Raw genomic sequence first — 19,062 nt, forward strand, 5'->3', positions numbered from 1 at the left:
GGCGGCACGCCGCCCCAACCGCAACAAGAACAATATTGCTGGAGCCGGGCCATGTCCGAACTGCGTCAAGCGTGTCTGTGGGAGTCGATCACCCCGCCCAGCATCGCCTCACAGGCGCTGGCCGGTGAGCACAAGGCCGATGTCTGCGTGATCGGCGCCGGCATCACCGGGTTGTCGGCGGCGATCCACCTGCTCGAGCAGGGGCGTTCGGTGATCGTGCTGGAGGCGTGGAAGGTCGGGCAGGGTGGCTCCGGGCGCAATGTCGGGCTGGTCAACGCCGGGACCTGGATTCGCCCCGATGATGTCGAGGCGACCTTGGGTGTGGAGCACGGCGCACGCCTGAACAAGGTGCTCGGTGACGCACCAGCCGAGGTCTTTGCCATGATCGAGCGCCTGGGCATCGACTGCCAGGCGCAGCACAAGGGCAACCTGCACATGGCGCACAACGCCGCCGGCATTGCCGACCTCCAGGCGCGCCATGAGCAATGGCGTCGCCGTGGCGCCGACGTGGACCTGCTGACGGGCGCCGAATGCCAGGAGTACTGCGGTACCGACAAGATTTCCACGGCGCTGCTCGACCGCCGCGCCGGCACCATCAACCCCATGGCCTATACCCAGGGCCTGGCCGCCGCCGTGCAGCGCCTGGGCGGCACACTGTTCCAGCAGTCGCCGGTCCAGGGCGTACAGCGCGACGGCGATGCCTGGCGCGTCACTACCGCCGCTGGCAGCGTGCGTGCCGACAAGGTGGTGATCTCGACCGGCGCCTACACCGAAGGCGAGTGGAGCAACCTGCAGAAGCACTTCTTCCGCGGCTACTACTACCAGATCGCTTCCAGGCCGCTGCAGGGCGCGGCAGCCGACAGAATCCTCCCCCATGGCCAAGGCTCGTGGGATACCCGGACCGTGCTCAGCAGCATCCGTCGTGACGACCAGGGCCGCCTGCTGCTTGGCAGCCTGGGGCGGGTCGACAACAAACCGGCGTGGTTCGTGCGCAGCTGGGCCGATCGCATCCAGGGCCATTACTTCCCCGAGCTTGGCCGCCTTGAATGGGAGATGCACTGGACCGGTTGCATCGACTTCACCCCTGACCACCTGATGCGCCTGTTCGAGCCGGCGCCGGGGTTGGTGGCAGTGACCGGCTACAACGGCCGTGGCAACACCACCGGCACCGTGATCGGTCGGGCCTTTGCCGAATTCCTGCTCAAGGACGATCCGCAGCGCCTGCCGATCCCGTTTGCGCCGATGCGGCCGGTGAGTGCGCCGTCCTTGCGCACGGCGTTCTACGAATCGGGTTTCTCGCTGTATCACGCGGGGCAGTGCCTGCGCGTGGTGCTGTGATCCCGTGGCCTTCTCGCGCGCAGCGTGAAGGCCCTACTTGTGCAGCCAGCTCAGGAACCCGCCCTTCTTCACCACCGCCGGTTTCTGCAGCAACAGTGATTCGCGGCTCTGCAGCCTGAAACGCTGCAGTTTGCTCAGCGCCTGCTTCACCTCGCCGCGCTCGGCCAGGCAACTGCGCACCTGTTCCTTGTCGATCCGATAGAGCAGGCAACCGGTCAGGGTACGGAACTCGGCGAACGAGCTCTCTTCATCCATGATGCCCTCGATCCCCAGCACCTCCCCCGGGCCCATGCGTCCGGCTTCCACCAGCTTGTCGCCATTGCGGATGGAGGCCTGGATCACGCCGCTGCCGATCACCAGCAGGTGGTCGGACTGCGCGCCCACTTCCAGCAGCACCTGCCCGGCCAAGTACTCCACCGCCATCATCCGCTGGCTCAGGGCATCACGTTCGTCGCTGCTCAGCGAGCGGAACACCCGGACCTCGTCGAGCAGTTCGCGCTGGCGACTGCGCGGTGCAACGGCAAGGTCGCTGTTCCACATCACCCCGCTGGCCTCCAGGTGACGGTGGGCGAGGTCGAACAGCTGGTTGCGCACCTCGGTCTTGTGCGCCGCATCGGCGATGAAAGCACTGGCCTCGTACTCCACCGAGTCCAGCGTCGAGGTTTTCACCGACACCTTCGGCGCCGGTGAGGCGAGCAGGGCGCTGCTGCCCTGCAGCGCCTTTTCCAGGGCATCGAAGACCCGCTTGGGGCGGACCCTGGCAGGCACCACCACGCTGATCGACACACCATGCCGATCGGCAGGCCGGCTGTGGTTGAGCAGGCGTGCCTTGGCCGCCACCGAGTTGGGAATCACCGCCAGGCTACCGCTGCCGGTGATCATCCGGGTGGCGCGCCAGTCGATATCGACCACCTTGCCTTCGGTGCCGTCGATGGAGATCGAGTCGCCGATCTGGTAGGGCCGCGTAGTGTTGAGCACGATGCCGGAGAACACGTCGGCCAGGGTGCTCTGCAGTGCCAGGCCGATGACGATGGCCATTACCCCCGACGTCGCCAGCAGCCCCTTCACCGGCAGCTGCAGGACATAGGCCGCCGCTGCCACCGCGGCAGCGAGGAAGATCAGCGCCCCCACCACATCCTGCAGCAGGCGCCCGCCGTGGCTGCCACGGGCGATCATCAGCAGGCCGAACACCACCGTCACCGTGCGCGCCCCGAACAGCCACCAGCCGATGGTCAGCACCGTGGCGATCAGGTTGCGCGAAACATCGTCGGCCCAGGGCGGGGGTTGCAGCGGGCTCATGCCGGCCGCGAGCAACACGGCGCTGAAAATCATGAAGATGCCCAGGCGCGTGGCGATCCTCCAGGCCCTGCGCTCGAGCGGGATCAGTTGCCAGAGCAGCAGGTCGAGGAAGATCAGGCAGATACCCAGCAGCAGGGGGTAGGACTGGATGAAGGCCAGCATGGCGGTCTCGGGGTGGGGGAGGGCTGAGGGGTAGTAAAGAGCAGGTTGATTGCCCAGGCAATGGGGCATCTGTGCGGGTGGGTCTCCCGCGTAGAGGGCGACATCGCCTTTATCGTTCCAAAAGAAGAACGCTAAGGCCGTTTTTCACTATCTACCGCAAAAAACGTGAGTTTTCTAATCTGTGCCCATGCAGTCGAGACAACAACCCACCCCACCCGAAGGAGCAAGACCATGAGCCAATTCACCTACAACCGCCTGAACAAAGACGACGCCGCCGTACTGCTGGTCGACCACCAGGCTGGCCTGCTGTCGCTGGTGCGCGACATCGAGCCGGACAAGTTCAAGAACAACGTGCTGGCGCTGGCCGACCTGGCCAAGTTCTTCAACCTGCCGACCATCCTCACCACCAGCTTCGAGCAAGGCCCCAACGGTCCGCTGGTACCGGAGCTCAAGGCGCTGTTCCCGGACGCGCCCTACATTGCCCGCCCTGGCCAGATCAACGCCTGGGACAACGAAGACTTCGTCAAGGCAGTGAAGGCCACCGGCAAGAAGCAACTGATCATCGCCGGCGTGGTAACCGAAGTGTGCGTGGCCTTCCCGGCGCTGTCGGCCCTGGCCGAGGACTTCGAAGTGTTCGTGGTAGCCGATGCGTCCGGCACCTTCAACGAAATGACCCGTGATGCCGCCTGGCGCCGCATGGAAGCTGCCGGTGCACAGCTGATGACCTGGTTCGGCGTGGCCTGCGAGCTGCACCGCGACTGGCGCAACGACGTCGAAGGCCTGGCCGCGCTGTGCTCGAACCACATCCCGGACTACCGCAACCTGATCACCAGCTACAACGCCCTCACCGCTGGCAAGTGATCCACCCCGCCAGGCGCCGACCCCGGCGCCTGGTCAACCCTGCTCAGGTACCCAGCGATGAACAACAGCAGCGTGGTCACCCTGGTGATCCAGCACAAGGTCCGGGCCGATGCCCTGGCGCGATACGAAACCTGGCTGCGTCACACCGTTGGTGTCGCCCGCCGCCAGCCCGGTCATCTGGATGTCAACGTGATCCGGCCGGACGACAACGGCGGCCAGTTCACCACCGTGGTGCGTTTCGCCGATGCAGGGCAACTGCGTGCCTGGGTCGATTCGCCGGAGCGCCAGCGCCTGGTGGCCGAGGTGCTGCCGCTGCTGGAGGAGGGCGACCAGACCCGCATCCACGATGATCCGGAGTTCTGGTTCACCCCGTCCGCCGACGCGGCCACGCCAGCGGCGCGCTGGAAGCAGGCGCTGCTCACCTACCTGGTGATCTGCCCGATGACCTTGCTGGTACCCCTGTTGCTGGCGCCGTTGTTCGCAGAAGTACCGCCGCTGGCCGGGCCGCTGGCGAGCAACCTGCTGGTCAACCTCTGCGTCATCCTCCCGGTGGTGTTCTTCATCATGCCCTGGGTGACGCGTTGCTGCGCCGGATGGTTGCGCCGTTGAGCGCACAGCCGACGATCCACTGCTAGCGTTCAAACGCCTGCCGATCACCCCACCGGACGGAGAGCACCATGAACCAGGATCCTACCGACAAGAGCCGCCGCCGTTTCCTCGCCAACAGCACCCTGCTTGGCGCTGCCGGCGCACTGTGGTCCGCACTGCCATTCAGCCAATCCGCCCATGCCGACATTTCAGGAGATCCCATGACCGCCGACCTCATTCTGTTCAACGGCAAGCTGCACACCGTCGACCGCGAAAACCCCACCGCCACTGCCGTGGCCATCAAGGACGGGCGTTTCCTCGCCGTGGGGAGCGATGCCGAGGCCATGGCCCACAAAGGCGTGAGCACGCAGATCATCGACCTGAAGCAGCGCACGGTGATCCCGGGCCTGAACGACTCGCACCTGCACCTGATCCGTGGTGGCCTTAACTACAACCTCGAACTGCGCTGGGAAGGCGTGCCGTCGCTGGCCGACGCCTTGCGCATGCTCAAGGAGCAGGCCCTGCGCACGCCGACGCCGCAGTGGGTGCGGGTGGTGGGGGGCTGGAACGAATTCCAGTTCGCCGAAAAGCGCATGCCGACACTCGAAGAAATCAACCAGGCGGCGCCCGACACTCCGGTGTTCATCCTCCACCTGTACGACCGCGCGCTGCTCAACCGTGCGGCACTGCGCGCCGTCGGCTACACCAAGGATACGCCCAACCCGCCGGGCGGCGAGATCCAGCGGGACAAGTTCGGCAACCCGACCGGCATGCTCATCGCCCGCCCCAACGCCACCATCCTCTACGCCACCCTGGCCAAGGGGCCGAAGCTGCCGCTGGAGTATCAGGTCAACTCGACCCGCCAGTTCATGCGCGAGCTCAACCGCCTCGGCCTGACCAGCGCCATCGACGCCGGCGGCGGCTACCAGAACTTCCCGGACGACTATTCGGTGATCCAGCAACTGGCCGACAACGACCAATTGACCGTGCGCATCGCCTACAACCTGTTCACCCAGAAGCCCAAGGAAGAGCTGGACGACTTCAAGAAGTGGACCTCGAGCGTGAAGGTCCACAGCGGCACCGATTTTTTGCGCCACAACGGTGCGGGCGAGATGCTGGTGTTCTCCGCCGCCGACTTCGAGGACTTCCTCGAGCCGCGCCCGGATCTGCCGCAGACCATGGAAGAAGAACTGGAACCGGTGATCCGTCACCTGGTCGAGCAGCGCTGGCCGTTCCGCCTACATGCCACCTACGACGAGTCCATCTCGCGCATGCTCGATGTGTTCGAGAAGGTCAACCGTGACATTCCGTTCAACAACCTGCCATGGTTCTTCGACCACGCCGAAACCATCTCGCCGAGGAACATCGAGCGGGTGCGGGCGTTGAACGGCGGCATCGCCATCCAGGACCGCATGGCCTTCCAGGGTGAGTATTTCGTTGACCGCTACGGCGCCAAGGCGGCCGAGAAGACCCCGCCGATCCAGCGCATGCTTGCCGAGGGCGTGCCGGTCGGTGCAGGCACCGATGCCACCCGGGTGTCGAGCTACAACCCATGGACCTCGCTATACTGGATGGTCAGCGGCAAGACTGTCGGCGGCCTGGAGCTGTACCCGGAGGGCCTGAGCCGGGCCACTGCGCTCGAGCTGTTCACCCATGGCAGCGCCTGGTTCTCCAGCGAGCAGGGCAAGAAGGGGCAGATCAAGGTCGGGCAGCTGGCTGACCTGGCGGCGCTGTCGCTGGACTTCTTCAGCGTCGAGGAAGAGGCGATCAAGAGCATCGAGTCGGTGCTGACCGTGGTCGATGGCAAGGTGGTGTACGGCGCGGCGGAGTTCGACAAGCTCGGGCCGGCGCAGATCCCGGTGGTGCCCGAGTGGTCGCCGGTGGCCAAGGTGCCGGGGCACTGGCGCGCCGGTGCGCCGCTGGCGGCGGCGGTACACCAGTGCGTCGGGCCGTGCGGGGTGCATGCGCACAGCCATGAGAAGGCACGCCATTCCAGCGTGCCGGTGAGCGACTACCAGGGCTTCTGGGGTGCGCTGGGCTGTTCCTGCTTCGCGTTCTGAAGCTCAGGCCATATCGCTGACCGCGAACTCCTCGGCCAGATGGTCGATCAGCGAGCGTACCGAAGGCAGCAGCCCGCGCCGCGACGGGAAGATCGCATGGACGATCCCGCAGCGCGGCTGCCACTGCGGCAGCAGCTCCACCAAGCGTCCCTGGGCCAGATCCTCGCGCACCGACACCCGTGGCAGGTGCGCGATGCCTACCCCGGCCAGCACGAAATGCCGCAGCGCGAACAGGTCGTCGGTCACCATCCGCGGCGTGTGCGTGATCACCAGCTTGCGCGCCATGTCCTCGCCCTGGAACAGCTCCCACTGATACTCCCGCTGCGCCGCGCCCCAGTGCAGGCTTGGCAGCGCACCCAGCGCCTGCGGCGCGAAGCCCTCGGGCAATTGCGCGAGAAACGACGGGTGCCCCACCAGGCACTGGGTGCTGTTGCTCAGCACCTTCATCACCATGTCGGTGTTCTCCAGCGGTGGGAAGCGCACCCGCAACGCCACGTCGAAACCTTCGTGCAGCAGGTCGACGCGGCGGTTGGTGCTTTCGATGAACAGCTCGACCTGCGGGTACTTGAGCATGTAGCGGGTGAGCATCGGCCCGACCCAGGAGTTGAGCAGGGTGGTCGGGCAGCTGATGCGCACCAGGCCGCGCGGTTCGCTGCGGTTGCGTTCGATGATCTCGGCTGCGCCCTCGGCCTCCACCCGCATCGCCAGGCAGCGGTTGTAGTAGGCCTGGCCGATCTCGGTGAGCGAACAATGACGGCTGGTGCGGTGCAGCAGGCGAACACCCAGGCGCTCTTCCAGGTCGGCGATGCGCCGGCTGAGTTTCGACTTGGGCATGTCCAGCGCCCGGCCCGCCGGGGCGAAGCCGCCGTGCTCGACCACCTGGGTGAAGAAGTAGAGGGAGTTGAGGTCTTCCAAACATCGTTCTCCAGACAGAACGCTACGGGCAATTTCTGCAGTCTACCGCAGCGAACGCTCTGTTTTTAAGCTGCAACGCGTTGACCTGCAATGCCGCCTGGCCGCGCGATGGAATGATCCACGCGGCCCACACTCAAGATCCAGACCTACCCGACTTTCAGGAGATACCGACATGAGCACACTCGTCACCCGCGATGGCACCGCGATCTATTACAAGGACTGGGGCAGCGGCAAGCCCGTGCTGTTCAGCCACGGCTGGCCGCTGGACGCCGACATGTGGGATGGCCAGATGGAGTTCCTGGCCAGCCGCGGCTATCGCACCATCGCTTTCGACCGCCGCGGCTTCGGGCGCTCCAGCCAGCCGTGGAACGGTTACGACTACGACACCTTCGCCGATGACATCGCCCAGTTGATCGAACACCTGGACCTGCGTGACGTCACCCTGGTCGGTTTCTCCATGGGCGGTGGCGACGTCACCCGCTACATCGCCAAGCATGGCAGCGAGCGCGTGGCCGGGCTGGTGCTGCTGGGTGCGGTAACGCCCCTGTTCATCAAGACGGCCGACAACCCCGAGGGCGTCGACAAGTCGGTGTTCGACGGCATCCGCGACGGCCTGCGTGCCGACCGTGCGCAGTTCATTTTCGATTTCGCGGCGCCGTTCTATGGCATCAACCACGGGCAGAAAGTCTCCCAGGGCGTGCAGGCCCAGACCTTGAACATTGCCCTGCTCGCCTCGCTCAAGGGCACCATCGATTGCGTGACGGCCTTCTCGGAAACCGACTTCCGCCCGGACATGGCCAGGATCGATGTACCGACCCTGGTGATCCACGGTGATGACGACCAGGTGGTGCCGTTCGAGACTACCGGCAAGAAAGCCGCCGAGATGATCGAGGGTGCGCAATTGAAGGTGTATCCGGGCGCACCACACGGCTTTGCCGTGACCCATGCGCAACAGCTGAACGACGACTTGCTGGCGTTTCTGGCGAGGTGATCGGCTGAGGCTGGGCGTGCACGACTGCGGCAGCAAGGGCGACTGGAGACAGTCGCCCTCTTTGCTTTTTGTGAGGGTGGATTTCTGAGGTATCAGGTCATACCGATATTCAGGAAGGCTCCGACGTTTTTGATAGAAAGCTGGAGCTGCCTTGCGCAGCGCCTCTTGGCACAGAATCTTGACTTCCGTGCAGAGGAGCAACATTCGGATGGTTCTGTCGTGCTTGAGGTGTGTAAGGTTTGACCTTACACTTTGGTTGTCATGATACGAAGCTTCAGGCACAAAGGCCTCAAGGCTCTTTATCAACGTGACGATAGATCAGGTGTTCGTGCCGACCATGCCTTGCGCTTGCGACGACTCCTGGCCTCGCTAGAAAGTGCTAAGTGCCCATATGACATGGAGCGCCCGGGAAACCGTCTTCATCCTCTGCGAGGACAGTTGGAAGGTTACTGGGCTGTCAGCGTATCGGGAAATTGGCGACTGGTATTTCGCTTTGTCGGTACTGATGCGGAGCTTGTGGACTATCTGGACTATCACTAGGAGGCTTGTCATGCCCATGCATAACCCCCCCCATCCCGGTGAAGCATTGCGTGAGGATATTCTGCCAGCGATTGGCCTGAGCATCTGCGCGCTTGCTCGTCATCTCGGTTACTCCAGAGGCCAGCTGTCCACAGTGATAAATGGACGCGCGGCCATCTCTGCCGATCTTGCGTACCGCCTTGAACTGGCTGGTTTGGGCAGTGCCCGCCAGTATCTGGCAGAGCAGGCAGCGTATGATCTTTGGCAGGCTGCCCATCGTGAGCATCCGCCAATCGCGCGGCTGGGATTTGCTTGAGCGGTAGGTGAGCTTCATCCGTCGTGGTGCGACGTCGAGCAGGTATCGTCTTATCGCAGGGGCTGTGTCACAGCCCCAAACTCTTCCAGCTCAGTCGCTATCGGACTCGAACAGCCGCTGCAGCTCCACCCTGGCCTCCTTGGCCGTCTGCATCACCTTCGCCCGGTCATTGCGCACCAGCCCCTGCGCCTCCAGCACCTGCTGGTCGTGCTCGGTGAAGCGCTGGATGCGGTCCGCCGCCTGGGCTTCGCTCAGACCCAGGCCGATCAGGGTCAGGCGGGTCATCTCCAGGCTCGAGTGGAAGGTCTCGCGAATCGGCTCGGCGCCGACGTCGAGCAGCTTGTGCACGTGCTGGCGGTTGCGCGCCCGGGCGATCACCTTCAGGTGCGGGTACTCATGCTTGACCCGCTCGGCGATGCGGATGGTCGCCTCTGGATCGTCGGTGGTGATGACGAAATACTCGGCCTCGCCGACCTTGGCTGCATGCAGCACCTCGGGGCGCATCGGGTCGCCGTAGAACACCGGGGCCTGCTCGAAGGTGCGGGTCATCTCGATCGCATCGACCGAGGTGTCCAGAGCAATGAACGACACCTTCTGTGCCCGCAGGATGCGCGCCACGATCTGGCCCATGCGGCCCATGCCGATGATCACCACGCGCGGGGCGTCGGCCTGGATCGTGCGGTATTGCTCCGGCACTTCGCGGGCCGGAGCCGGGCGCTTGATCAGGCGCGCGCTGGCCAGCAGCAACATCGGCGTCAGGGCCATCGACAGGGTGATGGTCATCAGCAGCAGGTCGTAGGTATAGGCGTCGAACAGGCCCTGGTCCTTGCCCAGCTTGAACACCACGAACGCGAATTCACCGCCGGCCGCCAGCACCAGGCCCAGGCGCAGTGCGCTCAGGTTGTTCAGGCCACCGACCGCGCGACCGACCAGCATCAGCAGCGGCAGCTTCACCGCCACCAGCAGCAGGGTCAGGCCCAGCAGCAGCGCGGGCGATTCCAGCAGCAGGCCAAGATTCGCACCCATGCCGACGCTGATGAAGAACAGCCCCAGCAGCAAACCCTTGAACGGTTCGATCTGCGATTCCAGTTCGTGGCGGTATTCGGAGTCGGCCAGCAGCAAGCCGGCGAGAAACGCGCCGAGCGCCATGGAGATGCCAGCTTCCTCCATCAGCCAGGCGGTGCCGATCACCACCAGCAGTGCAGTGGCGGTGGACACCTCCGGCAGCCCGGTACGGGCGACGATGCGAAACAGCGGTCGCAGCAGGTAGCGCCCGCCGACGATGACGATGGCGATGCTGCCGAACACCCGCAGACCGTGCTCGATGCTGTCGCCGTGGCTGGTGTCCGGCCCACTGGCTGCCAGCAGCGGCACCAGCGCGATCAGCGGGATTGCCGCGATGTCCTGGAACAGCAGGATGGCAAAGGCCAGGCGCCCATGGGGAGCGTTCAGTTGCTTGCTTTCGGCCAGGCTCTGCAGGCCCAGCGCGGTGGATGACAACGCCAGGCCCAGGCCGAGCACCAGCGCTGCCGGCAGTGACTGGGCGAACCCGAACAGGGCGATGGCGCCAATGATCGCGCCGGTCAGCACCACTTGCGCCAGGCCCACGCCGAACACCGCCTTGCGCATCAGCCACAGGCGTCGCGGCGAGAGTTCGAGGCCGATGATGAACAGCAGCAGGACCACGCCCAGTTCGGAAATGTGCGCCACGCTCTCGGTGTCGCGAATCAGGCCCAGCGCTTGTGGACCAATGGCCACGCCGGCCAGCAGGTAGCCGATGACGGCCCCCAGCTGCAGGCGCTTGGCAAGGGGCACGGCGACGACGGCGGCAAGCAGGAAGATCACTGCGGTCTGCAGGATGCTGCCTTCATGTGGCATGGGAAAAACTCCAGGAAGCTTGGGTGAAGCGCTGTGTGAGCAGGCGCCGGGGACGGTAGGCATTTTCGTCTCGGCCGGGGGGAGGGGGCAACCATCGGGGGTGGGAAGGAGCGTTCAGGATTTGGAGCCTTTGTAGCCCTCACGGGCCTCTTCGCGGGCTTGCCCGCGAAGAGGCCCGTGAGGCCACTATCGTTATTGCAGGTGTTCCTTCAGCGCCTGCGCCGCCTGGCCCATCGCGCTGCGAGTAGCAGGCACCTGCCCCAGCACGTTCAGCAGGCCGAAGTCATGGATCATGCCGTTGTAGCGCACGGCAGTCACCGGCACACCGGCAGCATCGAGCTTGCGGGCGTAGGCTTCGCCTTCGTCACGCAGCACATCCATCTCGGCCGTCTGCACCAGCGCCGGTGGCAGGCCTTTCAACTGATCGAGGCTGGCCCGCAGCGGCGAGGCATGGATATCGTCGCGCTGGCGCGGGTCGGTGGTGTAGCTGTCCCAGAACCACTGCATCATGTTGCGGGTCAGGAAGTGCCCTTCGGCGAACTGGTTGTAGGACGCATTGTTGAAGTTGGCATCGGTGACCGGCCACAACAGCGCCTGGAAACGCAGCTTGGGCGTGCCGGCTTCCTTGGCCTTGATTGCCACCACTGCGGCCATGTTGCCGCCGACACTGTTGCCGGCCACGGCCAGTCGGCTGCCATCGACGCCGATTTCCTTGCCGTGCTCGGCCACCCAGCGGGTTGCGGCGTAGGCCTGGTTGATCGCGGTGGGGAACTTGGCTTCCGGCGATGGCGTGTAGTCGACATAGACCGCTGCAGCACCGGAGCCGACCACCAGGTCGTGGATCAGGCGTTCATGGGTCGGGTAGTCGCCCAGCACCCAGCCACCGCCGTGGAAGAACATGAACACCGGCAGTTCACCTTTCGCACCTTGCGGGCGGACCACGCGGATCTCCAGGGGCTTGCCGTCGATCTGCAGGGTGCGACGCTCGACCTCGATACCCGAGAGGTCGACCTTGACGCCGGCCTGCGCCCCGCTGAGCACGGCGCGGGCATCCTTGGGCGCCAGCGTTTCCAGCGGCTTGCCGCCACCGGCGGCCAGGGCGTCGAGGAAGCCCTGGGTGGTGTGCTCGACCCCGGCGCTACCGGCGGCGAAGGCGCTGTTGACGGCGAGGGCCAGCAGGCCGGCGGTCAGGGTGCGGGACAGTTTCATGGTTCAAGCTCCTCTGTGGTCGGGCCGTGGCGTTCAGTTCTGGTTGGCGGCGGTGTTGGGGTGGATGTAGCTGACCTTCTGCACCTGGCCGCTGCTGTCGCGGTAGGTCAGGGTGGCGGTCGAGGCGTAGCTGCGAGCGTTGCTCGGTGCATCGACGGCGATTACCTGGGCGATGTCCAGGTCCATGCCGTAGCGGTACGGGGTGGCCTCGATGGACTGGGCGAAGGCGCCCGCACTGGTGCCGAGGGTCAGGGTGGCGATGGCGAATGCTTTGCGAAGGGTGGTCATGATCGTTCTCCAAGGGTTCGGTAAGGGATCAGCGACTGCTTGCTGCTTGAGTTGAATATTGCGCGCAAATAGTTAGCGCGCAAAATATATTTCCGCTATGGAGAAGATTGAGCGAGGCAATCGGATGCAAAAGGGGCCGCAAAGCGGCCCCTTGGTGGCGTTACATCCTATCAGGTGGGTGGTGCGTTCAGTTGCGCTTCACGTGGCTGTCGAGGAACGAGAGGATCTGCTGGCCGATTTCCTCGCCATGGGTCTCCAGGGCGAAGTGGCCGGTGTCGTACAGGTGCACCTCGGCGTTCTTCAGGTCACGCTTGAACGCGGTGGCGCCGGCGGCCAGGAAGATCTGGTCGTTCTTGCCCCATACCGCCAGCAGTGGCGGCTGGTGCTCCCGGAAGTAGGCCTGGAACACCGGATAGAGCTTGACGTTGCTCTGGTAGTCGGCAAACAGGTCGAGCTGGATGTCGACGTTGCCGGGGCGGTGGACGGCCGCGGTGTCCTGCAGGTAGGTTTCCGGCGCGATCAGGCTCGGGTCGGCGACGCCGAGGGTGTACTGACCCTTGATCGCCTCCGGCTCGAAGAAGGCTCGCAGGGCGTTGCGGTTGGCGTCGGTCGGGGTTTTCCAGTAGCGCTGGATCGGCGTCCAGCCCTGGCTCAGGCCTTCTTCATAGGCATTGCCGTTCTGCGAGATGATCGCCGTGACACGCTCCGGGTGAGCGCTCGCCAGGCGGAAACCTACCGGGGCGCCGTAGTCGAAAACCTGCAGTGCGTAGGATGTCAGCCCCAGCTTGCTGGTGAATTGGTCGATGGTTTCGGTCAGTTGCGCAAAGGTGTAGGCGTACTTGCCGCGCGCCGGGCTCTCGGTGCGACCGAAGCCTGGCAGGTCCGGTGCGATGACGTGGTAGCGCTGGGCGAGCACCGGGATCAGGTTGCGGTACATGAACGACGAGCTTGGCAGCCCATGCAGCAGCAGGACCGTGGGATTGTTCGGGTTGCCGGCCTCGCGGTAGAACACCTTGACCTTCTCGACCTGCAGATAGCGGTAGTGAACCTGGCTGGCGGCCTGGGTCATCGGTGCCGGGGTCGGCTCCGGGGTATCCGTGGCGGCCTGTGCTGCGCTGATGCCTGTGGCGCACGCCGTGAATAACCAGGTGGCGGCGACCAGTTGCTTGCCTTTCATGCTGAACCTCATGGTGAAAGTATTCGGTAGTCCCGTTCCAGCCCGGCTTGTGGGGCTGAAACAACGTATGCAGACTATGGACTTTCACGCATTGCCTGATAATCCGTTAGGAATGCGAATGACCTTCACTGAAAGCGGGAAGATGCAGTGGATCGAATCGAGGCAATGACGATGTTCCTGGCCACCCTCGACAGCGGCAGCTTCTCGGCTGCTGCGCGCGCCTTGCGGGTACCGGTGCAGACCATCAGCCGCAATGTCGCGGAGCTTGAGCGCCATCTGGGCATCCAGTTGCTGACCCGCACCACCCGCAAGATCGGCCTGACCGACGCCGGTGGGGCCTATGCCGCAGCGGCCAGGCGCATCGTCGAGCAGGTGGGCGAGGCCGAACGCGAGGCGGCGGGCGAGTTCATGACGCCGCGCGGTGAACTGGTGATCTCGGCGCCGATCCTGATGGGGCGTGATCATGTCCTGCCCGTGGTCAGCGATTTCCTGGGCGCCTTCCCGCAGATCAACGTGCGGCTCGATCTGCGCGATCGCAATGTCGACCTGCTGGATGACCAAGTGGACATGGCCGTGCGGGTCGGGCGTCTGCCCGACAGCGGCATGATCGCCACCCGCGTGGGCAATGTGCGCGAAGTGCTCTGCGCCAGCCCCGACCTGCTCAGCGGCTGCGGGATACCCGCGCATCCGCAGGCACTGGCCGAACTGCCGTGCATCGCTGCCGACGGCCCGGCGCTGATGGTCGGGTGGGGCTTCCGTGAGCCAGGCAGTGCCAGGACGTTCGAGGTCATGCTCAAGCCGCGGCTGGTCACCTCGGCCATTGCCCTGGTCGACGCGGCAGTCGGCGGGCTGGGCTTTACCCGGCTGTTCCACTACCAGGCCCATGAAGCGATCCGTGCCGGCGACCTGCAACTGGTGCTGGAGCCCTTCGAAGTCGAACCTTCGCCCGTGCACCTGCTGCACGCACAGCATCGTCACATGCCCTTGAAGATGCGGCGCTTCCTCGACTTTGCGGTCCCCCGCCTGCGCGCCTCGCTGGGCGGGCTTGCCACCACGAAGGCGTGACGCACCTGCTGTCAGCTCCCAGGCCGGTACTGCAAGGCCTCGGCCAGATGGCTGCGGGCGATGTGCTCGTGCTGTTCGAGGTCGGCCAGGGTGCGGGCCACCTTGAGCAGGCGATGCGCTGCCCGTAGCGAGAGGTTGAGCCGCTCGCAGGCGTTCTCCAGCCACGACTGGTCGGCAGCTTTCAGCGCGCAGTGCCTGCGCAGGCCGGGCATATCGAGAAAGGCATTGGCGCAGCCCTGGCGCTGCTGCTGCAGGTCACGGCAGCGGGTGACCTGCGCGGCGACGCTGGCGCTGGTCTCGCCACTGGGCTGGTGGCTGAGGGTGGTGCTTTCGCGCGCAACGGTCAGGTGCAGGTCGATGCGGTCGAGCAACGGCCCGGAGAGCTTGTTGCGGTAGCGCTGGATCTGCTCCGGGCTGCACCGGCAACGGGCTGCCGGGTCGCCCAGATAGCCGCAGGGGCAAGGGTTCATCGCCGCCACCAGTTGAAAGCGCGCCGGAAAGCGCACCCGGTCCCTGGCCCGAGATACCACGATCTCGCCAGACTCCAGCGGCTCGCGCAGCACTTCCAGCACACGCCGTTCGAACTCCGGCAACTCGTCGAGAAACAGCACGCCATGATGGGCCAGGGTGATCTCCCCCGGCTGCGGTCGGCTGCCACCGCCGACCAGCGCCGGTCCTGACGCACTGTGGTGAGGATGGCGAAACGGCCGCTGTGGCCAGCAATCGATCGGCGCCTTGCCGCTGACCGACTGGATCGCCGCAACCTCCAGCGCCTCGCGCTCGTCCAGCGGCGGCAGCAAGCCTGGCAGACGGCTGGCGAGCAAGGTCTTGCCGGTGCCGGGCGGGCCGGTGAACAGCAGGTTGTGTGCCCCCGCCGCCGCGACCAGCAGGGCGCGCTTGGCTGCTATCTGCCCCTGCACTTCGCTCAGGTCCGGGTAGGGGCGCGCGCGCAGCATCAAGCCATTGGCGGCATAGGCCGGCAATGGCAGCTGGCCGTTGAGGTGCGCCACCAGTTCCTGCAGATGCCCGACCGCATACACCACCAGGCCGCTGGCCAGGCTCGCCTCCTCGGCATTCTCCCGCGGCACCACCAACGCCCGCCCGGCCTCGCGCGCTGCCAGCGCTGCCGGCAGCACACCCTGCACCGGGCGCAATGCCCCCGAGAGCGCCAGTTCGCCCAGGCATTCGAAATCGACCAGGGTCGCCACCGGCACCTGGCCGTTGGCGGCGAGGATACCCAAGGCGATGGCCAGGTCGTAACGCCCGCCATCCTTCGGCAGATCGGCGGGCGCGAGGTTCTGGGTGATGCGCCGGGCGGGGTATTCCAGCCCCGAGTTGACGATGGCACTGCGTACCCGGTCCTTGCTTTCCTTGACCGTGGCCTCGGGCAGGCCGACCAGGGTGAGGTTGGGCAGGCCGTTGGCCAGATGGGTTTCGACGCTGACTGCCGGCGCCAGCACCCCGACCTGGGCGCGGCTGTGGACGAGGGCGAGGGACATGGACACTCCTTGATCACTGGGGATGCCGCGTCCTGCGGCTGGGGCAAGGATAGTCAGGGGCGCGGGGAGTGCCGGGTGAAGAGTGCGACGGGATTTTGCCGAGGCGTTGCGTCTCGGTGTCGGGTGGACGCAGTCGACCTGGCTTGCCAGCAGAAAGAGTAATTCTATTCAGAGCCGCAAAAATTCCCTAACAAAATTATTTTTTGAGCAATTTTTAAAGATAAAACCCTATTTTTGGGTAAACAAAACGCAATCCGGACTAAGCGTTTTCAGCATAAATTGGATCCAATATCTGATGCACGCTCACCTCACCCAACGCCAGCACGATCGCTCACAGGCAAAGGAGAACGCCGCCATGATGCTGAAAGACCCCTCCATCAAGTACCGCCATTTCAACGTGGTCGACCTGCCGGACCGCACCTGGCCTGGCCAGGTGCAGAAAGCCGCGCCGGTCTGGTGCAGCGTCGATATGCGCGACGGTAACCAGGCGCTGATCGAACCGATGAACGCCGAGCGCAAGCGTCGCTTCTTCGACCTGCTGGTCAAAGTCGGCTTCAAGGAGATCGAAGTAGGTTTTCCGGCGGCATCGCAGACGGATTTCGATTACGTTCGTGAGCTTATCGAAAGCGGCGCAATCCCTGACGATGTCACCATCCAGGTCATGACTCAGGCGCGTACTCACCTGATCGAGCGCACCTTCGAGGCACTCAAGGGCGTGCCACGGGCCATTGTGCATGTATACAACGCCACGGCCCCCGTGTTCCGTGAAGTCGTGTTCGGTGTCGATCGCGCTGGCTGTATCGATATTGCCACCCAGGCCACCCGTGAGATCAAGGCGTTGATGCAGGCCAATCCGCAAACCCGGTGGACCTATCAGTATTCGCCGGAAACGTTCTGCTTCACCGAGCTGGATTTCGGCCTGGAAATCTGCGACGCAGTCATCGCCGAGTTCCAGCCAACGCCGTCCAACAAGATGATTCTGAATCTGCCCACAACCGTCGAGGTGTCGACGGCCAATGTGTTCGCCGACCAGATCGAATGGTTCTGCAGGCATGTGAGCCGTCGAGACAGCGTGATCATCAGCGTGCACCCACACAATGACCGCGGTACCGGGGTGTCTACAGCCGAGCAGGCTTGCTTGGCGGGTGCCGAACGGGTCGAGGGGACGCTGTTCGGCAATGGCGAGCGTACCGGCAACGTCGATATCCTGACCTTGGCCATGAATCTGTACACCAGCGGCATCAGCCCTGAGCTGGACTTCTCGGACATCACCCACGTTCAGCGTGAGGTCGAATACTGCAACCAGTTGCCCACCCATCCTCGTCATCCCTATGCCGGCGAGTTGGTGTTCACCGCGTTCTCCGGCTCTCACCAGGATGCGATCAAGAAAGGATTCGCGCACCGCCGCGCAAACCCCCACGGCCACTGGGAAATCCCCTATCTGCCGATCGACCCTGCCGACATGGGACGCAGCTACGAGGCGGTAATCCGGGTCAACAGCCAGTCGGGCAAGGGGGGCGTGGCCTATCTGCTGGAGCAGCAGGGCATCGTGCTGCCGCGACGTCTGCAAATGGAGTTCAGCGGCGTGGTGCAGCGGGTTGCCGATGCCGAAGGCCAGGAAGTGACCAGCGATATGATCCTGTCCTGCTTCACCGAAACCTATCTGCAGCCAGGCAGGCCCTACACCCTGACCCAGCCCATGATCACCAGTGACGAGACAAGCACCTATGTGAATGCTCAACTGGTCGTTGACGGCTACCGCCTGCCATTGAACGGCGAAGGTAACGGGCCGCTGGCCGCGCTGGTCAATGCGTTTGCCGCACTTGGCCTGAGTTTCGACATCGCGGACTACCACGAGCATGCGGTACGTGATGGCGCCCAGGCCGAGGCGATCGCCTATGTGGAGATCCGCGTCGACAACCAGTTGCTGTTCGGCGCAGGTAAAGACAGCAGCATTCTCCAGGCCTCGCTGCAGGCGCTGGTCAGTGCCGTGTGCAGGGCCACTCGCCAGGGCTTGCTCAAGCCCTTGGGCAACGCCGTCGTCACGGCCTGAGGCGATATTGGCGCCACGGTTTTACTGAATCCTCGATGCCAAGGGCATCGAGGTGGCTTGGCTGAGGGGTTAATTGACTGCGTTGCGGCTGACCTCAAGATCATTCAACAACGCCTTGGCCAGGGCGCTGAGGTAGTGCAGGGCGGTGATTGCCGCTGGGTTTGCCTCGCCTGTGAACTGATCGCTCAGGTCCCGTGTGCAACCCACCAGCACCGAGACTTCTTCGATGGCGCGTTCGTAGGAGACACCCGGTTGCACGCGGAACATCTCGAGAAAGGTGGCAACACCTGCGGTGGTGCGGCCGGATTGGTTGTCGCTCATGGTCATCACTCCTTGACGGGCTCAGGGTCACATCCGGTTCAACGCATGTTCGATCAGCGCGCGAGCCGTTTCGGCGGAGTGCGCGGCGTTCGACAGCATGTGCAGGCCGGGTACACCGGCAGAGGTGCGGCAGTGTTCGTCGATGGTTTCGGCGACACCGCGCAGCAACTCGCTGGCATGGGCCAGGGCGTCGGGAGGGAGCATGTCGGTGTGGATGGAGAAGTAGGGGTTGTTGATGAGCGTGAGGCGGGGTGGGTCGGGGACGAGTTTCTTCATGGTTCAACTCCTGGACGACATCTGGAGCTGCCACCTGAACCCTTCTCACGGATAAGGGTGGCAGCCGTGCACGAGGTGAGAAGTCCGTGGTCCAGGGACACGGCCAGGTCGAAACCTGCTCGCGCACGGCTACCATGACGGGAAGCCATTCCTGAAACACATGGGCTTCTCACACCCAGTCGCCAATGTGGGCGACCCAGCGAAGTTATCCCTGACGCATTTCCACGACAATTAAGAGGCTTCCGCA

The 19,062-nt window shown here is 64.5% G+C and carries 18 protein-coding genes; 9 read left to right on the top strand and 9 right to left on the bottom strand.

The features are described from left to right. The first annotated feature begins 51 nt into the window (after positions 1–51). Positions 52–1,338, top strand: coding sequence for an L-pipecolate oxidase (gene amaA, locus AC1TXO_RS00895; protein WP_486404641.1), 1,287 nt, complete (start codon positions 52–54; stop codon positions 1,336–1,338). Between the two features lie 33 nt (positions 1,339–1,371). Here the strand turns inward: amaA and AC1TXO_RS00900 are convergent, their stop codons facing one another. Then, the gene (locus AC1TXO_RS00900) at positions 1,372–2,799 is read right to left on the bottom strand and encodes a mechanosensitive ion channel domain-containing protein (protein WP_486404642.1); all 1,428 of its coding nucleotides are present in this window, start codon (positions 2,797–2,799) and stop codon (positions 1,372–1,374) included. 231 nt (positions 2,800–3,030) lie between these two features. Here AC1TXO_RS00900 and ycaC point away from each other — a divergent pair, with 231 nt between their 5' ends. The 3 genes from ycaC (at position 3,031) to AC1TXO_RS00915 (ending at position 6,308) form a co-directional block, all read left to right on the top strand. Continuing rightward, positions 3,031–3,660 carry an isochorismate family cysteine hydrolase YcaC gene (gene ycaC / locus AC1TXO_RS00905; RefSeq protein ID WP_054893711.1) on the top strand — a complete coding sequence of 210 codons (630 nt, stop codon included), beginning with the start codon at positions 3,031–3,033 and terminating at the stop codon, positions 3,658–3,660. Between the two features lie 57 nt (positions 3,661–3,717). Then, positions 3,718–4,269 carry an antibiotic biosynthesis monooxygenase gene (locus AC1TXO_RS00910; protein ID WP_486404643.1) on the top strand — a complete coding sequence of 184 codons (552 nt, stop codon included), beginning with the start codon at positions 3,718–3,720 and terminating at the stop codon, positions 4,267–4,269. A gap of 68 nt (positions 4,270–4,337) precedes the next feature. Then, positions 4,338–6,308, top strand: coding sequence for an amidohydrolase (locus tag AC1TXO_RS00915; RefSeq protein ID WP_486404644.1), 1,971 nt, complete (start codon positions 4,338–4,340; stop codon positions 6,306–6,308). A gap of 3 nt (positions 6,309–6,311) precedes the next feature. On the opposite strand, the gene AC1TXO_RS00920 is transcribed toward AC1TXO_RS00915, so the two are convergent. Next, positions 6,312–7,223, bottom strand: a complete 912-nt coding sequence (locus AC1TXO_RS00920; RefSeq protein ID WP_486404645.1) for a LysR substrate-binding domain-containing protein — start codon at positions 7,221–7,223, stop codon at positions 6,312–6,314. Between the two features lie 172 nt (positions 7,224–7,395). Between AC1TXO_RS00920 and AC1TXO_RS00925 the strand changes: the two genes are divergently transcribed. The 3 genes from AC1TXO_RS00925 (at position 7,396) to AC1TXO_RS00935 (ending at position 9,049) form a co-directional block, all read left to right on the top strand. Next, a complete protein-coding gene (locus AC1TXO_RS00925) occupies positions 7,396–8,214 on the top strand; it encodes an alpha/beta fold hydrolase (protein ID WP_486404646.1) in 819 nt (272 codons plus the stop codon). Positions 8,215–8,475: 261 nt separating this feature from the next. Further along, complete coding sequence (locus AC1TXO_RS00930; protein ID WP_486404647.1) at positions 8,476–8,754, top strand: type II toxin-antitoxin system RelE/ParE family toxin; 279 nt, start codon at positions 8,476–8,478, stop codon at positions 8,752–8,754. Between the two features lie 10 nt (positions 8,755–8,764). Further along, positions 8,765–9,049 carry a HigA family addiction module antitoxin gene (locus tag AC1TXO_RS00935; protein ID WP_486404648.1) on the top strand — a complete coding sequence of 95 codons (285 nt, stop codon included), beginning with the start codon at positions 8,765–8,767 and terminating at the stop codon, positions 9,047–9,049. 90 nt (positions 9,050–9,139) lie between these two features. Here the strand turns inward: AC1TXO_RS00935 and AC1TXO_RS00940 are convergent, their stop codons facing one another. From AC1TXO_RS00940 to AC1TXO_RS00955, 4 genes are all read right to left on the bottom strand, one after another. After that, positions 9,140–10,927 (bottom strand): monovalent cation:proton antiporter-2 (CPA2) family protein, encoded by a 1,788-nt coding sequence (locus AC1TXO_RS00940; RefSeq protein WP_486404649.1) that lies wholly within the window; start codon positions 10,925–10,927, stop codon positions 9,140–9,142. 192 nt (positions 10,928–11,119) lie between these two features. Beyond that, positions 11,120–12,136 carry an alpha/beta hydrolase gene (locus tag AC1TXO_RS00945; protein WP_486404650.1) on the bottom strand — a complete coding sequence of 339 codons (1,017 nt, stop codon included), beginning with the start codon at positions 12,134–12,136 and terminating at the stop codon, positions 11,120–11,122. Between the two features lie 33 nt (positions 12,137–12,169). After that, positions 12,170–12,424 (bottom strand): DUF2790 domain-containing protein, encoded by a 255-nt coding sequence (locus AC1TXO_RS00950; protein WP_486404651.1) that lies wholly within the window; start codon positions 12,422–12,424, stop codon positions 12,170–12,172. 187 nt (positions 12,425–12,611) lie between these two features. Then, positions 12,612–13,601 carry an alpha/beta fold hydrolase gene (locus AC1TXO_RS00955; protein ID WP_486404652.1) on the bottom strand — a complete coding sequence of 330 codons (990 nt, stop codon included), beginning with the start codon at positions 13,599–13,601 and terminating at the stop codon, positions 12,612–12,614. Between the two features lie 165 nt (positions 13,602–13,766). On the opposite strand from AC1TXO_RS00955, the gene AC1TXO_RS00960 reads away from it, so the two are divergent. Continuing rightward, positions 13,767–14,666, top strand: a complete 900-nt coding sequence (locus AC1TXO_RS00960) for a LysR family transcriptional regulator (RefSeq protein WP_486404653.1) — start codon at positions 13,767–13,769, stop codon at positions 14,664–14,666. An 11-nt stretch (positions 14,667–14,677) separates the two neighbouring features. Here AC1TXO_RS00960 and AC1TXO_RS00965 read toward each other — a convergent pair whose 3' ends face one another. Further along, a complete protein-coding gene (locus AC1TXO_RS00965) occupies positions 14,678–16,165 on the bottom strand; it encodes a YifB family Mg chelatase-like AAA ATPase (protein WP_486404654.1) in 1,488 nt (495 codons plus the stop codon). Between the two features lie 355 nt (positions 16,166–16,520). Between AC1TXO_RS00965 and leuA the strand changes: the two genes are divergently transcribed. Next, complete coding sequence (gene leuA / locus AC1TXO_RS00970) at positions 16,521–18,218, top strand: 2-isopropylmalate synthase (protein ID WP_486404655.1); 1,698 nt, start codon at positions 16,521–16,523, stop codon at positions 18,216–18,218. A gap of 69 nt (positions 18,219–18,287) precedes the next feature. Here leuA and AC1TXO_RS00975 read toward each other — a convergent pair whose 3' ends face one another. Then, positions 18,288–18,539 (bottom strand): DUF3077 domain-containing protein, encoded by a 252-nt coding sequence (locus AC1TXO_RS00975; RefSeq protein ID WP_486404656.1) that lies wholly within the window; start codon positions 18,537–18,539, stop codon positions 18,288–18,290. 27 nt (positions 18,540–18,566) lie between these two features. Next, positions 18,567–18,815, bottom strand: coding sequence for a hypothetical protein (locus tag AC1TXO_RS00980; RefSeq protein WP_486404657.1), 249 nt, complete (start codon positions 18,813–18,815; stop codon positions 18,567–18,569). Positions 18,816–19,062 lie beyond the last annotated feature (247 nt).

It is taken from the genome of Pseudomonas sp. FA117, from assembly GCF_057370475.1.

Excerpts from the sequence above, each read along its gene's own strand:
- amaA (WP_486404641.1), top strand. The coding sequence starts at position 52 with ATGTCCGAACTGCGTCAAGCGTGTCTGTGGGAGTCGATCACCCCGCCC.
- leuA (WP_486404655.1), top strand. The coding sequence starts at position 16,521 with ATGATGCTGAAAGACCCCTCCATCAAGTACCGCCATTTCAACGTGGTC.
- AC1TXO_RS00925 (WP_486404646.1), top strand. The coding sequence starts at position 7,396 with ATGAGCACACTCGTCACCCGCGATGGCACCGCGATCTATTACAAGGAC.
- AC1TXO_RS00965 (WP_486404654.1), bottom strand. The coding sequence starts at position 16,165 with ATGTCCCTCGCCCTCGTCCACAGCCGCGCCCAGGTCGGGGTGCTGGCG.
- AC1TXO_RS00915 (WP_486404644.1), top strand. The coding sequence starts at position 4,338 with ATGAACCAGGATCCTACCGACAAGAGCCGCCGCCGTTTCCTCGCCAAC.
- ycaC (WP_054893711.1), top strand. The coding sequence starts at position 3,031 with ATGAGCCAATTCACCTACAACCGCCTGAACAAAGACGACGCCGCCGTA.
- AC1TXO_RS00975 (WP_486404656.1), bottom strand. The coding sequence starts at position 18,539 with ATGAGCGACAACCAATCCGGCCGCACCACCGCAGGTGTTGCCACCTTT.
- AC1TXO_RS00955 (WP_486404652.1), bottom strand. The coding sequence starts at position 13,601 with ATGAAAGGCAAGCAACTGGTCGCCGCCACCTGGTTATTCACGGCGTGC.
- AC1TXO_RS00910 (WP_486404643.1), top strand. The coding sequence starts at position 3,718 with ATGAACAACAGCAGCGTGGTCACCCTGGTGATCCAGCACAAGGTCCGG.
- AC1TXO_RS00945 (WP_486404650.1), bottom strand. The coding sequence starts at position 12,136 with ATGAAACTGTCCCGCACCCTGACCGCCGGCCTGCTGGCCCTCGCCGTC.
- AC1TXO_RS00930 (WP_486404647.1), top strand. The coding sequence starts at position 8,476 with ATGATACGAAGCTTCAGGCACAAAGGCCTCAAGGCTCTTTATCAACGT.
- AC1TXO_RS00940 (WP_486404649.1), bottom strand. The coding sequence starts at position 10,927 with ATGCCACATGAAGGCAGCATCCTGCAGACCGCAGTGATCTTCCTGCTT.
- AC1TXO_RS00980 (WP_486404657.1), bottom strand. The coding sequence starts at position 18,815 with ATGAAGAAACTCGTCCCCGACCCACCCCGCCTCACGCTCATCAACAAC.
- AC1TXO_RS00935 (WP_486404648.1), top strand. The coding sequence starts at position 8,765 with ATGCCCATGCATAACCCCCCCCATCCCGGTGAAGCATTGCGTGAGGAT.
- AC1TXO_RS00960 (WP_486404653.1), top strand. The coding sequence starts at position 13,767 with ATGACGATGTTCCTGGCCACCCTCGACAGCGGCAGCTTCTCGGCTGCT.
- AC1TXO_RS00950 (WP_486404651.1), bottom strand. The coding sequence starts at position 12,424 with ATGACCACCCTTCGCAAAGCATTCGCCATCGCCACCCTGACCCTCGGC.
- AC1TXO_RS00900 (WP_486404642.1), bottom strand. The coding sequence starts at position 2,799 with ATGCTGGCCTTCATCCAGTCCTACCCCCTGCTGCTGGGTATCTGCCTG.